The organism is Aeromonas sp. FDAARGOS 1415 (assembly GCF_019048365.1).
Taxonomy (GTDB): Bacteria; Pseudomonadota; Gammaproteobacteria; order Enterobacterales; family Aeromonadaceae; genus Aeromonas; species Aeromonas taiwanensis.
Window position 1 is genome coordinate 2,502,698 of sequence record NZ_CP077363.1, and the last position, 14,469, is coordinate 2,517,166.

A 14,469-nucleotide genomic window follows, 5' to 3' on the forward strand; every position below is an offset into this window, starting at 1 on the left:
ATAGATAGGGCATTATATTGAGTTAAAACATCAGACAGCGACATGCTGTCCTACAATAAGTCCGAAAACCCAATAACGCATGGATGTGTATATGTTTGGGCTACTAAGTAAAGGATCCCTCCTCTCCTTGGCGGGTATCGATTTTGGCAGTCAAACCATCAAGGCCGTCACCATCAGTGGACGTCCCGGCAAGGTGCATCTGGGCTCGGTTGCCGAGATCCCCATGCCCAGGGGCACCCTGGTCGACTATCAACTGCAGGACATTGAACGGGTCGGTCAGTCCCTCAAGTCGCTCAGGCGACTGGTGCAAGGGGATTGCCAGCACGTGGCCACGGCCGTGACGGGCTCCAATGTCATCACCAAAATCATCCAGGTCGACACCGGCATCAACGAGAACGAGCTGGAGAGTCAGGTTTATCTGGAGGCGGAGCAGATCATTCCGTTTCCTCTCGACGAAGTCAGCCTGGATTTCGAGATCCTCGGCATGACCGCCGACAACAGCCGTCAGGAAGTCTTGCTGAGCGCAGCGCGTACCGAGAGCGTCAACGGCCGGGTCAGCGCCCTGGCCGAGGCGGACATGAGTACCATGGTGGTGGATGTGGGATCCCACGCCCTCGGGCGTGCCGTGCTGGCCTGCCTGCCCGAGCTGCAGACGTGGGAGACCCCGGTCGGCATCGTCGACATCGGTGCCACTGCCATGACCTTTGCCGCCCTGCTCAGGGGGCAGGTGATCTATTCCCGCCTGCAGAATTTCGGTGGCGATCAATACAGCCAGGCCCTGGCCTCGTTCTACAGCATGAGTCTGGAGGAGGCGGAACAGGCCAAGATCCAGGGCTCCCTGCCCGTGGATTACGAGGTGGATGTGCTCTTGCCGCATATCGCTACCCTGGTGCTGCAAATCAAGCGCAATGTGCAGCTGTTTTGCAGCTCATCGGGCAACAAGGAGCTCTCCAGGCTGGTGCTGACGGGAGGGGGGAGTCTGCTGCCCGGTCTCGCCGCACAGCTAGGCAGCGAGCTCAACTGTGAAGTGCTGCATCCCGATCCCTTTGTGCTCTTTGGCAAACCCAAGGGGGAAGCGGATCAGGCCCACGGGGCCAAGTACATGACGGCACTCGGGCTGGCACTGCGGAGTTTCACACCATGTCAAATATAAACCTCCTGCCCTGGCGGGTGGCCAGGGCCCAGCGCCAGAAGAAGCAGTTTGGCATCGTGTTCGGCCTTTTCCTGGCCGGGACCGCCGCGATCGCCTTTGCCGCCGACTGGCTGGTCCAGCAGCAGATTGGGAATCAGCAGCAGCGCAACCAGCGGTTGTTGCAGGAGATGGCGATGCTGGACACCCAGCTCGGCGAAATCCGGCTGCTCAAGGAGCGGCGCAAGGAGCTGCTCGATCGCATGCAGCTCATCGAGCAGTTGCAGACACGTCGCAACATCCCGGTGCGTCTCTTCAACCAGTTGCCCGTCTTGGTGCCCAACGGCGTCTACCTTGATACCCTCGCCCTGCAAAGCAACAGGATAGATGTCATGGGCAAGACCGAAGCCTATGGCAGGGTGGCCAACATGATGAGGCGCATCGATGGTTCGGGCTGGCTGATGCAATCGCAGCTCAGCACCATCTTCACGGCGGAGTTGGCCCCCATCGCGCTGAGCCAGTTTTCCATGATGTTCCAGATTGCCACGACGATGCCGAGCGCGGCTAAGGGGCAAAAATGAATCTGCAGCAGTTCAACCAACTGGAGCTCAATGACATCGCGCGCTGGCCCAGGGTCGCCCAGGGCGGGTTCATTTTCTTCTGCTGTGCGCTGCTGGGAGGGGCCATTTACTACTATGTGATTGCCAGCTCCCTGACTGCCTTGAACCAGGAGGCGGAAAAAGAGACGTCGCTAAAAGCCCAATTCGAGAGCAAGGCGATGCTGGCCGCCAATCTGGAGGCATACAGGAAGCAGATGGTGCAGCTGGAGCAGCTGGTGGACGCCCAGCTCAAACAGTTGCCCAACACCCATGAAGTGGCTGGATTGCTGGATGACATCAGTTTCATTGCCACCGACAACGGTCTCACATTGAACAGGATCAACTGGGAGCCGGAGATCAAGCATGAATTTTCGACCGAGTTGCCCATGCGCATCGAAGTGGTGGGCACCTATCACGAGCTCGGCAAGTTCACGGCGGACATGGCCGCGTTGCCGCGCATCGTGATCCTGGATTCGTTTCAGCTCAGTCAGGGCAAGGGACAGGACGACGTGATCGGCATGTCCATGCAGGCCAAAACCTACAAATACAACGGTAAAAGCGTGGAGCAGAAGCCATGAGCATGAGAGTGAGCGCACTCCTCTTGTCGGCGCTGTTGTTGACGGCTTGCGGCGGGCAGGAGGACATGGATGAATACGTCAGACAGACCAAGGCAAGGAAGCCCATTCCGATCGAACCCTTGCCGGAGATAAAGCCGTTTTCGCCCATGGCCTATCAGCGCAACGATCAGCGCAGCCCCTTCATTGCCCCCCAGCCGGAGACCAGCTCCAGGATGGATGCCAAGGCCAAGCCTGATTGTGCCCAGATAGTGGCCAATCGGGAGAAGGAAGTGCTGGAACGTTATTCGCTGGCCAGCCTGAGCATGAAGGGATCCATCGGCAAGCAAGGGCAGCTATGGGCATTGATCAATACCCCGGATGGGCAGGCCGTGCGTGTCGGGCTCAATCAGCACATGGGGCTGGATCAGGGGAGAGTCATCAAGATAACGAATACGCATGTTGACTTGATGGAGACAGTACCGGATGGCAAAGGATGTTGGGTCACCCGAGAAACCCAGCTGGCCATGGCCAATCTCGACGCAAAACTATGATCAGGGATGAGCAGAGATGAGAACAACAATAAGAAGGATGACCGGTGTGGCGCTGTTGTGTCTGGGCGGATGCACTCAGGTATGGGCGGTACCCGCGTTGCAGGAGGTCAAGGTGAACCCCCTGCTGGCCGATCAGCTCTTGCTGGAGCTCAGTTTCAGCGAGCCCGTGAGCGGTTTTACCGACAGGCTATCGTATGAACCCAATCAGCTGCTGTTGCATGTGCCCGGAGCGGTCGGGGCATTGACGGTCAACCCGCTGCCCATCAAGCAACAAGGGGTGAACAACCTCAAGGTCGAGGGAAAGGGGCAGGGGCTCGACATCAGGATAGCGCTCGATCAGCTGACCCCTTATCAGGTTCATCAGCAGGGTAACAAACTGCTGGTGTCGCTGGGGGAGAAGGCTGGTCAGCCGGTGGCTTCTGCGGCCCCCCCTGCAGCGACCAGCCAGTCTGCGCTCGTCAGAAGTCAGCCGGTGACCCAATCCGCGTTGATCGACACCCAGCGGGTCGCCCAGAACCAGGCCCAGTATCAGGCACAACCTGTTGTAGCACAGACCCCGGCCGTGGTGCCGGCTCCTGCCACTGCCAGCAAGCCCGTGTTGTCCGTCTCGCCCGCCAGCGCGGGAGGCGCCTATTTCAACTCGGTCAAGGGCGTTGATTTTCGTCGTGGCAAGGAGGGGCAGGGGGAGTTCCTCGTGACCCTGGATAACAGCTCGGCCGCCGTGGACGTCAGCAGCCGCGGTCAGAAGGTGTTTGCCAAGTTCCACGGCACCCGGGTTCCGGACGATCAGCTCAATCTCATCAATGTGCAGGACTTTGCCACCCCGGTCTCCCAGGTGGAGGTGTTCCGCCAGGGCAACGACACCCTGTTTGAACTCTCGGTCAACGGCCAGTTCGATTACCGTTACGATCAGGCCGACAAGATGTTCATCATCGAGGTGAAGAAGCGGGTGGCCACCACGGCGGCCAGGCAGTATCAGGGCAAGCCAATCTCGCTCAACTTCCAGGATATTCCGGTGAGAACCGTGTTGCAGATCATCGCCGATTTCAACAATCTCAACCTGGTGACCACTGACTCCGTCTCCGGCAACATTACCTTGCGTCTCGACGGCGTGCCCTGGGAGCAGGCGCTCGACATCATCCTCAAGGTGAGGGGGTTGGACAAGCGGCTGGACAACAACATCCTGCTGGTGGCACCGGCAGACGAGATCGCTGCCCGCGAGAAGCAGCAGCTGGAGAGCCGCAACCAGGTGGCCGATCTCGCGCCGCTCTACACCGAATACCTGCAGATCAACTATGCCAAGGCATCCGAAGTGGCTGCCTTGCTCTCCTCCGAGAGCACCAAGCTGCTCTCTCCCAGAGGGGCGGTGAGTGTGGATGAGCGTACCAACGTGCTGGTGGTCAAGGACACCGCGGACGTCATCGGCAACGTCAAACGGATGCTGGACATCCTCGACATCCCGGTCAAGCAGGTGGTGATCGAGGCGCGCATGGTGACCATAGACGACGGCTTCGATGAGGCGCTGGGGGTGCGCTGGGGCGTGACCAAGACGGACGGCCACGGCAACGGCACCTCGGGCACCATAGAGGGGAATGATGGAGCCGGCAACAATGACGGCAGCTCCACCATCACCCGTCCAGGTGTGGAAGACAGGCTGAACGTCAACCTGCCGGTGACCAATGCCGCCGGCACCCTGGCGTTCCAGGTCGCCCGTCTGGCCAATGGTACCCTGCTGGACCTGGAACTCTCCGCCCTCGAGAAGGAGAGCAAGGCCGAGATCATTGCAAGCCCCAGGGTCACCACAGCCAACCAGAAGCCGGCCCTGATCGAGCAGGGGACCGAGATCCCCTATGTGGAGTCTTCTTCCAGCGGGGCGACCTCGGTTACCTTCAAGAAGGCGGTCTTGAGTCTCAAGGTCACTCCGCAGATCACCCCGGACAACAGGGTCATCCTCGACTTGACCGTGACCCAGGACACCAAGGGGGAAACCGTGCCGACCGGTACCGGAGATGCGGTTTCCATCAACGCCCAGTCGATCACCACCCAGGTGCTGGTCAACAATGGCGAGACCCTGGTGCTGGGGGGCATCTATCAACAGACCATCAAGAGCGACGTCAGCAAGGTGCCGCTGCTGGGCGACATCCCCGGCCTCGGCTATCTGTTCAAGAAAACCACCAGTGAAAACAAGAAGCGTGAACTGCTGATTTTCGTGACGCCGAGGATAGTCACCGACGCCCTCTGAAAACTTTACATGTGAGAGCAAAACACATATAACCTTACGCCCCGATGAGGCTGGGGCGTAAGGGCTGCGGTTGCCAGTCCTGGTTTCTATTGAGATAATCCCCCTCCTGATCCATCGCAAGATAAGGTTCATAGGTACCCCGGTCGAGAGTTTACCGGGGCCATACAGTTTGTAATTACTAACGAAAAGACATGGCTGAGAAACGCAATATTTTCCTGATAGGTCCCATGGGTGCGGGCAAGAGCACCATAGGTAGACATCTGGCAGAACAACTGCACATGGAGTTTTTCGACTCGGATCATGAAATTGAGCGCCGCAGTGGTGCCGATATCGGCTGGGTGTTCGATGTTGAGGGTGAAGAGGGTTTCCGGATCCGCGAAGAGAAGGTGATCGGTGAACTTGCCGAGCATCAGGGTATCGTGCTGGCAACGGGTGGCGGTGCCATCAAGAGCCGCGAGACCCGCAACAAGCTCTCTGCCCGTGGCATCGTTGTCTACCTCGAAACCACCATTGAAAAGCAATTGGCGCGGACCCAGAGAGACAAGCGTCGCCCCCTGCTGCAAACCGAAGAGCCGCCCCGGGAAGTGCTGGAGCGTCTGGCTCTCGAGCGCAACGCCCTGTATGAAGAAGTCGCCGACTTTGTCATCCAGACAGATGATCAGAGTGCAAAAGTTGTCGCCAATCAAATCGTCAAGTTGATCGGCATGTAATCCATTAGAGGACGTCCATGGAAAGGTTGAAGGTCGAACTGGGTGAACGCAGCTACCCGATTGAGATAGCTGCTGGTCTGTTGCAACGTCCCGAGGTACTGGCGCAGACGATCAGGGGTAAGCGGGTCATGATAGTGACCAACACCGTGGTCGCGCCCCTGTATCTCGAGCAGATCATCCAGTTGTTGCCCGGCTTTCAGGTGGAACACCTGATACTGCCGGACGGCGAGGCCTACAAGACTCTGGCGACCTTCGAGCGGATCATGTCCGCTTTGCTGGAAACCAGCCATGGCCGTGACACCACCCTCATCGCTCTGGGGGGCGGCGTGATAGGCGACGTTGTGGGCTTTGCTGCGGCAAGCTATCAACGAGGCATTCCGTTTATCCAGGTGCCGACCACGCTGCTCTCCCAGGTCGACTCTTCCGTCGGCGGCAAGACCGCCGTCAACCATCCCCTCGGCAAAAACATGGTGGGCGCCTTCTATCAGCCCAAGCATGTGATCATCGACACCGACTGCCTCAAGACATTGCCGGCCCGTGAGTTTGCCGCCGGCATGGCCGAGGTGATCAAGTACGGCATCATCTGGGATGAGCCCTTCTTCTCCTGGCTCGAAGCCAACATGACGCGCCTGCAAGAGCTCGATGCCGATGCACTCTCCTACGCCATTCGCCGTTGCTGCGAGATCAAGGCCGAGGTGGTCGGGCAGGACGAGACCGAGCAGGGGGTACGTGCCCTGCTGAATCTGGGCCATACCTTTGGCCATGCCATCGAGGCAGAGCAGGGTTATGGCAACTGGCTGCACGGCGAAGCCGTGGCGGCGGGCACCATGCTGGCGGCGGACACTGCCCTGGCCCGTGGCGACATGACCGCAGAGGAAGTGGCGCGGGTCCGCGCCCTGTTGCTGGCGGCCAATCTGCCAGTGACGGCGCCGCCCGAGATGGACTTTGCCGCCTTCATTCGCCATATGCGCCGCGACAAGAAGGTGCTGGAAGGCAAGCTGCGACTGGTGCTGCCGGTCGGGATCGGACGTGCACAGGTCGTGGCCGATGTGACGGATGCGCAATTGATGGCGGTGATCGAGTCTGGTCGTGACCACTAACAAACTGCTCAAACTGCCTTCCCAGCGGCAGCTGGTCGACCGGCTGCTGCACCTGATTGAGTTCAATCACCCCTTCATCTTCCTCTCTGGCAAACCGGGCAGCGGTCGTGGCACGCTCTGCGAGTCACTGCTTGCCCAGCTGCCCGAGTCGATGCGGGTAGCGAGCCTCATCGGCAGCCCTGCCATGAAGATGGCGGATGTGCGCCAGCTGCTGCTGCAGCAGGTGGTGGTGCGTCCCTTGTTCAACCCTCAGGACGCACTGGCCGACAGCTTCTTTCGCATGCTGGGCGACAAGCCCGCCAGCCTGCTGCTCATCATCGAGCGCGCCGACACGCTGCCTGCCGAGCTGGTGGGGGAGTTGTGGGCGCTCTGTCGTCACAATGACACCCTGGCTTCTCCCCATAAACTGGCCATCCTGCTCTCCGGCGGTGACGACTGGTGTCGTACCCAGAAGAGCGGCCTCAAGGGACGAGCCATGCCCGCCCTAGAGCTGGAGGTCGCGCCACTGAGCGCGCCGGAGCAGCGCATCTTCTTGTATGAAAAGGCCAAGGAGCTCAAGATACCGACGGCCCTCTTGCCCAAGCCGAAAGTGGAAGAGATCCTGAGTGGGGCGGGCGGACACCCTTCCGCCATCATGCAGTTACTGGAGGATATCATGACCGACAGAAGGCCCAAGAAACGTCCGGCCCCATTGCCCGTCAAGAAGATGGCAACCGTGCTTGCCCTGGTAGCGGCCGGCTTGCTGGCCCTGAGTTACCTGCCCCTGTTCGATGAAGGGAGCAAGGATGACACCCAGGCATCGTCCCAGGGGATGGCGTTGCCTGACCCCGTCACGACGGATCCGCTGAACGTCGGCACGGCGAGTGCAGCCCAAGGCACCCAGGAGAGCGGCGCCAGCACCGGCACCTCGACAAGCAATCAGGTCGCCCGGGATTGGCAGTCCGATGCCAAGCCTTTGCCCAAGAAGGTCGAGAGCGAGACGGTCACCACGGAATCGACCAATTACGAGGGGCGTCGTGTCGTCATCTCCGACGAAGTGGTCGAGAAACTGATGAAGCAGCCGAGCGTCAGCGGCGCCCTGCCCACGACGGTGGTGGACGAGCTGGTGGGGGGCTCCCGGGCGGTGCCGACCCAGACGACGCAGCCCAATATGCAGACCAAGGCGCAGACCAAGGCGCAAGGCAGCACGCCGCCAGCCAAACCGGCCGAGCAGGGGAGTGTGGCCAAGCCAGCTTCCGGCACGACGGCTGCGGCGCCGGCCCCCAGAGTGGCCTTGACGCCGGTCGCGGCCCTCAACCAGAAGTCGAAGAGTCACTACAGCATTCAGCTGATGGGGGCGAGCAACACCAAGGCCGTCGACAGCTTCGTGGCGGAACACGGGCTGGCGGGCAAGGTCTGGGTCTACAAGACGAGTTTCCGTGGCAGTCCCTGGTATGTGGTGGTACAGGGAGACTACGCCAGCAGCACCCAGGCCAAGGCGGCTATTCGCAAACTCACCCCCGCCTTGCTGAAGGGGCAACCCTGGCCCAAGTCATTTGCCCAGATACAAAAAGAACTGAAGCAATAGCCAGCCGCCCGGAGAAGGGGGTAGAATCACCCCCCTTTTTTGGGCATTGCCTTGTCAACACCGGATATCCATGAAAAAAACACGCGCGTTTTTAAAATGGGCCGGGGGAAAATACTCCCTGGTCGAAGAGATCGCCGAGCGCTTGCCGGCCGGGCGTGTGTTGCTGGAGCCCTTCGTCGGGGCGGGGTCCGTGTTCCTCAACACGGATTACGATGCCTATGTGCTCAACGACATCAATCCGGATCTCATCGGTCTCTACAACCATCTCAAGCAGCAGCCTGACCGCTTCATCGCCGAGGCACGCAAGCTGTTCGTGGCCGAGCACAACCACAAGACCGCCTACTACCGTCTGCGCACCCAGTTCAACCAGGCCGAGGCCGGGTTCGAGCGTGCCCAGCTGTTCCTGTTCCTGAACCGGCACGGTTTCAACGGCTTGTGTCGTTACAACAAGAAGGGCGGGTTCAACGTTCCTTTCGGCTCTTACAAGAAGCCCTACTTCCCGGAGAAGGAGCTGTGGGCCTTCGCCGAGAAGGCACAGAAGGCGACCTTCATCTGCGAAAGCTATGCCGATGCCATGGCGCGCGCCGAGGAAGACTGGGTGATCTACTGCGATCCCCCCTATGCCCCCCTCTCCACCACGGCGAGTTTCACCACCTACTCGGCGGGCGGCTTTACCCTGGACGATCAGGCCCTGCTGGCCAGGCTGGCGCGCCATACCGCCGCCCAGAAGGGGGTGCCGGTGCTCATCAGCAACCACGACATCGAACTGACCCGGGAGCTCTATCGCGGGGCCCGGCTGGACGAGATCCTGGTCAAGCGCACCATCAGCCGCAACGGCGGCGGGCGTAACAAGGTGGCCGAGTTGCTGGCGCTCTACCCTCCCGGCATCGAGCCCGAGCAGGGCTATTATCCCGGCGAGGCGGAACTGGTCGCCGTCGGCTGAGTCATCAACGGTCCCTGAGGGGACCGTTGTCGTATCGGTGGCGCGGGCGGGGGTGGCGTGTGTGCGGCAGGGGCGTTGTCTGCCTCATTCGTGGGCCCTGTCTGCCGGCGGCAAGCACGGCGGCCTGTTTCCGTTGTAGATGCGGGTCGTTTTCATCGCCCTTTTGCGATAAAATTGCGCCGTTTTTTCTGCCACGCTGCCAATGGATGACGCTGATGAAAGACTTTCTGATTGCCCCCTCTATCCTCTCCGCCGACTTTGCCCGCCTGGGCGAGGAGGTGGCCAAGGTGCTGGCCGCCGGAGCCGACGTGGTGCACTTCGACGTGATGGACAACCATTATGTCCCCAACCTGACCATAGGCCCCATGGTGTGCCAGGCCCTGCGCGACTACGGCATCCAGGCCCCCATCGACGTGCACCTCATGGTCAAGCCGGTGGATCGCATCGTGCCCGACTTCGCCAAGGCGGGAGCCAATCTGATCACCTTCCATCCGGAAGCCTCCGATCACGTGGATCGCACCCTGGGCCTCATCAAGGAGCAGGGCTGCCAGGCTGGTCTGGTGCTGAACCCCGCCACGCCGCTCACCTGCCTCGAATACGTGATGGACAAGCTGGACGTGATCCTGCTGATGTCGGTCAACCCGGGCTTCGGTGGCCAGAGCTTCATCCCCGGCACCCTCGCCAAGCTGCGCCAGGTGCGCCGTCTGATCGACGAGAGTGGCCGCGACATCCGTCTGGAGATCGACGGTGGCGTCAAGGTCGAGAACATCCGCGAGATCGCGGCCGCCGGTGCGGACATGTTCGTGGCGGGCTCCGCCATCTTCGGCAAGCCGGACTACAAGGCGGTGATCGACGAGATGCGAGCGGAGCTGTCCCATGTCCGTTGAGCGTCCCTTTGACCTGGTGCTGTTCGACCTCGACGGCACCCTGATCGACAGCGCCCCCCAGTTGGCGCTGGCGGTCAACCGTACCCTGGCGGATCTGGGTCTGGCCGAGGCCGACGAGGCCGTGGTGCGCACCTGGGTCGGCAATGGCGCCGACAAGCTGATCCAGCGTGCGCTGGATTACCGCGAGGCGCCCACGCTGTTTGCCCGCGCCCGCGCCCTGTTTGACCAGCACTACCAGGCCTGCCTGCTGGAAGGGCTGTCCATGTATGAGGGGGTCGAGCAGAGCCTGCGTCGCCTGCAGACCCTGGGTTACCAACAGGCCGTGGTGACCAACAAGCCGAGCCACTTCGTGCAGCCCATCCTCGATGCCCTCGGCATCGGCGACTGCTTCGCCCTCTGGCTGGGGGGCAACTGCGTGCCCGTCAAGAAGCCGAGCCCGGAGCCGCTGCTGCACGCCTGCCACGAGCTCGGCGTCAGCCCCTTCCGCACCCTGATGGTGGGGGACTCCGAAAATGACGTGCTGGCCGCCCAGGCTGCCGGCATGAAGGTGGTGGGGCTCACCTATGGCTACAACTATGGCCGTCCCATTGCAGATTCCCGCCCGGACTGGGTTTGCGAGCAGTTTGCACAGCTCGATGCCCTGCTGGCCGAATAACAAGGATCAACACATTCATGGCTAAACCAATCGTATTGAGCGGGGCCCAACCCTCGGGCCAGCTGACCATAGGCAACTACATGGGCGCCCTGCGCCAGTGGGTCAGCATGCAGGACGAGTACGACTGCCTCTACTGCATCGTCGATCTGCACGCCATCACCACCCGCCAGGAGCCCGCCGCCCTGCGCAAGGCCTGCCTCGACGCCGCCGCCCTCTATCTGGCGGTCGGCATCGACCCGGCCAAGAGCACCGTCTTCATCCAGTCCCACGTGCCCCAGCACGCGGAGCTCGGCTGGATCCTGAACTGCTACACCCAGATGGGTGAACTGTCCCGCATGACCCAGTTCAAGGACAAGTCCGCCCGCTTCGAGAACAACGTCAACGTCGGTCTGTTCGGCTATCCGGTGCTGATGGCAGCGGATATCCTGCTCTACCAGGCCAATCAGGTGCCGGTCGGCAACGACCAGAAGCAGCATCTGGAGCTGACCCGCGACATCTGCACCCGCTTCAACAACCTGTACGGCGAGGTGTTCACCCTGCCGGAGCCCTTCATCCCGACCGAAGGGGCCCGGGTGATGAGCCTGCAGGATCCTACCAAGAAGATGTCCAAGTCCGACGACAACGAGGCGAACTTCATCGGCCTGCTGGAAGATCCCAAGCAGATCGTCAAGAAGATCAAGCGGGCGATGACCGACTCCGACGAGCCGGCTGTGGTGCGCTTCGATCCCGAGAACAAGCCAGGGGTCTCCAACCTGCTGACCCTGATGTCCGGGGTGACCGGTCGCTCCATCCCCGAGCTCGAGCAGCACTTCGAAGGCAAGATGTACGGCCACCTCAAGAGCGAGACGGCGGATGCCGTAGTCGCCTTGCTGGAGCCCATCCAGGCCCGCTTCCGCGAGCTGCGTCAGGATGAGGCTCACCTGCAGGCCATTTTGGCGGCTGGCGCACAAAAGGCACGGGAAAGGGCTGAAAAAACCCTGGCCAGTGTATATGATGTCGTCGGCTTCGTTCCTCGAGCCTGACATACTGGGAAGGTGTAGTCGTAGAGAGCCGGGTATTTGCCTGGCTTTCTTTGTTTTACCCGTCCCCCGGTCTGTCGGTACATTTTTCAGCGTCACACACGGGCGATCGCCCCAAGAGAAAGCATGTCTGTCGAATCACATATCCTGACTGAAGAGCTGGGTGACAAGGGCCACTGGCTACGCAAGTTTCGCAAGGCCAAGAACCTCAACACCCTGCAGCTGATGGTCTCCAACGCCATCGACAAGCACCACAAGACCCCGGCCATCGCGGCAGCCATCTACCTGGCCGAGTGCCAGCGCGAGCGCGAGCTGGAACAGGGACGCCTGCTGGACCGTTGAGGTCTGCCTGACCGAGCATCCTCCGTGGCGGGCGTCTCTCCCCGCCGCTCAGTTTTCTGCCTTATCCTCTTCCGTGTGCCGTGTGCCGTGTGCCGTGTGCCGTGTGCCGTGTGCATGCGCCAGCGCCCGTCCATATTCCCTGCCTGTTCTCTCTTACTGCCAGCACCATCATGAAAAAACCGGGTGCATGGTGCACCCGGTTGATTTCCGATCTGGGTCGGCGACACCTCGCCGCCGTGCCGTGCTCTGGCGTCAGTTGACCAGTCCCATCGCCTGGGGCAGTGCCATGGAGATGGCTGGCACATAGGTGACCAGCAGCAGCACCAGCGCGATGACCGCAAAGAAGGGCAGCAGCGGCTTGATGACCCCCTCAATCTTGATCTCCCCTATCTTGCAGCCGGTGAACAGGATGGGGCCGACCGGTGGCGTGATGGTGCCGAGGGAGAGGTTGAAGATCATCATGATGCCGAACTGCACCGGATCCATGCCGAACTGGGTGCAGATCGGCAGGAAGATAGGGGTGAAGATCAGCACCGCCGGGGTCGGGTCCATGAAGGTGCCCACCAGCAGCAGCACCAGGTTCATGATGAGCAGGATGAGCAGGAAGCTGTCGGTGAAGGAGAGCAGGCCCGAGGCGATCAGCGCCGGGATCTTGGTGAAGGCCATCACCCAGGACATGATGGAGGAAGCCGCCAGCATCAGGATCACGATGGCCGTCATCTTGGCGGTCGCGAGGAAGATGGCGGGCAGGTCGGCCGCCTTGATGTTGCGGTAGCAGATGCCCAGGGCCAGGGAGTAGACCACGGCGATGGCGGACGCTTCGGTGGCGGTGAAGATCCCGCCCAGAATGCCGCCGATGACCACCACTATCATCATCAGGCTGGGCACCGCATCCAGCAGCAACTTGAGGTGCTGCCCCTTGAGGGAGCCCTTGTCTGCCACGTAGCCGCGGCGCTTGGCGATGAAGCCGGCCACCAGCATGACCCCCAGACCCCACAGGATGCCGGGAATGTAGCCCCCCATGAACAGGGCGGTAATGGAGACGCTGCCTGCCACTGTGGCATAGACGATCAGGGAGTTGCTGGGGGGGATCAGCATGCCGGTCGGAGCCGAGGCGATGTTCACTGCGGCGCTGAAGGCGGGGTCGTAGTTATCCTTCTTCTGGATCGGGGACATGATGCCGCCGATGGCCGCCGCGGAGGCGACGCCGGAGCCGCTGATGGAGCCGAACAGCATGTTGGCCACCACATTGGTCTGGGCCAGGGGGCCGGGCAGGAAGTTGCTGAGGATCTTGGCGCAGTTGATCAGGCGGATGGCGATGCCGCCGTTGTTCATCAGGTTGCCGGCCAGGATGAAGAAGGGAATGGCCAGCAGGGCGAAGGAGTCCAGACCGACGAAGACCCGCTGGGCCGAGGTCAGGATGGCGCCGTCAAACGGCAGGATCAGCGCCATCGCCAGGAAGGAGGAGAGCCCGATGCTGATACTGATGGGGGCGCCGATGAACAGCAGGAAAAAGGCACCGATGAACATCACCAGCGCAACAACAACCGCAATATCCATGGTTACACCTTTTGCTTGAAGGAGAATTGCTTGGCCAGCCCGTACTGGTTGTACAGGCAATAGAAGAGGGTCAGCGCGCCGCACAGGGGGATGGCGGCGTAGATGACCCCGACGGGGATCTGCAGCGCGGAGTCGAGCTGCCCCATCTGGCGATTCATGCCGATGTAGCCGCCCACCGTCAGGACCAGCAGGGCAAAGGCCGCGGTGGCCAGCTCGCCGAGCATCTCCATCAGGATGCGGACATTGTGGGGCATGCGATCGCGCATGAAGGTGATGGCCATGTGCTCGCGCAAGCCGAAGACATAGGCGCTCCCGATCAGCACCAGCCAGATGAAGAGGTAGCGGGAGAGCACTTCGCTCACCGCGCTCGGGCTGTTGAACAGATAGCGGGTCACGACCTGGTAGGTGACCAGCATCGTCATCACCCCCACGAGGGTGATGCAGAAATAGGCGACGGCGAGATCCACCCTCTGCTTGAACCTGGCCAGGGCGGCGCAGAAACCGCCCTGAAGGGGGTGCTCATGAGGTGCAGGGTGAGAAGCCGATGGGCGAGGGGATGTCATGATGGATCCTTATAGGAGGGGCCACCATGGCAGCCCCTGACAGCA

15 protein-coding genes are annotated in these 14,469 nt (G+C 61.2%); 13 read left to right on the forward strand and 2 right to left on the reverse strand.

What is annotated here, in order from left to right; all coding sequences use genetic code 11:
- Positions 1–91 precede the first annotated feature (91 nt).
- The 13 genes from tapM (at position 92) to I6L45_RS11960 (ending at position 12,301) form a co-directional block, all read left to right on the forward strand.
- A complete protein-coding gene (gene tapM / locus I6L45_RS11900; protein ID WP_043762122.1) occupies positions 92–1,153 on the forward strand; it encodes a PilM family type IVa pilus assembly protein TapM in 1,062 nt (353 codons plus the stop codon).
- Positions 1,141–1,710, forward strand: coding sequence for a PilN family type IV pilus biogenesis protein TapN (gene tapN / locus I6L45_RS11905; protein WP_043762121.1), 570 nt, complete (start codon positions 1,141–1,143; stop codon positions 1,708–1,710). Before tapM ends, tapN begins: the two co-directional genes overlap by 13 nt.
- Positions 1,707–2,306 (forward strand): PilO family type IV pilus biogenesis protein TapO, encoded by a 600-nt coding sequence (gene tapO, locus I6L45_RS11910; RefSeq protein ID WP_216982177.1) that lies wholly within the window; start codon positions 1,707–1,709, stop codon positions 2,304–2,306. Before tapN ends, tapO begins: the two co-directional genes overlap by 4 nt.
- Positions 2,307–2,308: 2 nt before the next feature.
- Positions 2,309–2,836 (forward strand): pilus assembly protein PilP, encoded by a 528-nt coding sequence (locus tag I6L45_RS11915; protein ID WP_043762127.1) that lies wholly within the window; start codon positions 2,309–2,311, stop codon positions 2,834–2,836.
- A gap of 16 nt (positions 2,837–2,852) precedes the next feature.
- On the forward strand, positions 2,853–5,078 hold the full coding sequence (locus I6L45_RS11920; RefSeq protein ID WP_216982178.1) for a type IV pilus secretin PilQ: 2,226 nt from the start codon (positions 2,853–2,855) through the stop codon (positions 5,076–5,078).
- 191 nt (positions 5,079–5,269) lie between these two features.
- Complete coding sequence (gene aroK / locus I6L45_RS11925; protein WP_043762117.1) at positions 5,270–5,788, forward strand: shikimate kinase AroK; 519 nt, start codon at positions 5,270–5,272, stop codon at positions 5,786–5,788.
- 17 nt (positions 5,789–5,805) lie between these two features.
- Positions 5,806–6,888: a 3-dehydroquinate synthase gene (gene aroB, locus I6L45_RS11930; protein ID WP_134697118.1), complete on the forward strand. Its 1,083-nt coding sequence runs from the start codon at positions 5,806–5,808 to the stop codon at positions 6,886–6,888.
- A complete protein-coding gene (locus tag I6L45_RS11935; RefSeq protein ID WP_216982179.1) occupies positions 6,878–8,455 on the forward strand; it encodes an SPOR domain-containing protein in 1,578 nt (525 codons plus the stop codon). Before aroB ends, I6L45_RS11935 begins: the two co-directional genes overlap by 11 nt.
- Before the next feature lie 70 nt (positions 8,456–8,525).
- Positions 8,526–9,398: a Dam family site-specific DNA-(adenine-N6)-methyltransferase gene (locus I6L45_RS11940; RefSeq protein ID WP_216982180.1), complete on the forward strand. Its 873-nt coding sequence runs from the start codon at positions 8,526–8,528 to the stop codon at positions 9,396–9,398.
- A 215-nt stretch (positions 9,399–9,613) separates the two neighbouring features.
- Positions 9,614–10,285 carry a ribulose-phosphate 3-epimerase gene (gene rpe, locus I6L45_RS11945; protein ID WP_216982181.1) on the forward strand — a complete coding sequence of 224 codons (672 nt, stop codon included), beginning with the start codon at positions 9,614–9,616 and terminating at the stop codon, positions 10,283–10,285.
- Positions 10,275–10,940: a phosphoglycolate phosphatase gene (locus I6L45_RS11950; protein ID WP_216982182.1), complete on the forward strand. Its 666-nt coding sequence runs from the start codon at positions 10,275–10,277 to the stop codon at positions 10,938–10,940. Before rpe ends, I6L45_RS11950 begins: the two co-directional genes overlap by 11 nt.
- Positions 10,941–10,957: 17 nt before the next feature.
- Positions 10,958–11,962 carry a tryptophan--tRNA ligase gene (trpS, locus tag I6L45_RS11955; protein ID WP_210550146.1) on the forward strand — a complete coding sequence of 335 codons (1,005 nt, stop codon included), beginning with the start codon at positions 10,958–10,960 and terminating at the stop codon, positions 11,960–11,962.
- A gap of 123 nt (positions 11,963–12,085) precedes the next feature.
- Positions 12,086–12,301, forward strand: coding sequence for a hypothetical protein (locus I6L45_RS11960; RefSeq protein ID WP_043762105.1), 216 nt, complete (start codon positions 12,086–12,088; stop codon positions 12,299–12,301).
- A gap of 252 nt (positions 12,302–12,553) precedes the next feature.
- On the opposite strand, the gene I6L45_RS11965 is transcribed toward I6L45_RS11960, so the two are convergent.
- Together I6L45_RS11965 and I6L45_RS11970 are read right to left on the reverse strand one after the other, a co-directional pair.
- Positions 12,554–13,861 (reverse strand): TRAP transporter large permease, encoded by a 1,308-nt coding sequence (locus I6L45_RS11965; protein WP_043762104.1) that lies wholly within the window; start codon positions 13,859–13,861, stop codon positions 12,554–12,556.
- Positions 13,862–13,863: 2 nt separating this feature from the next.
- Entirely contained in the window at positions 13,864–14,424 is a 561-nt protein-coding gene (locus tag I6L45_RS11970; protein ID WP_216982183.1) for a TRAP transporter small permease, read from the reverse strand.
- Between the last annotated feature and the right edge of the window lie 45 nt (positions 14,425–14,469).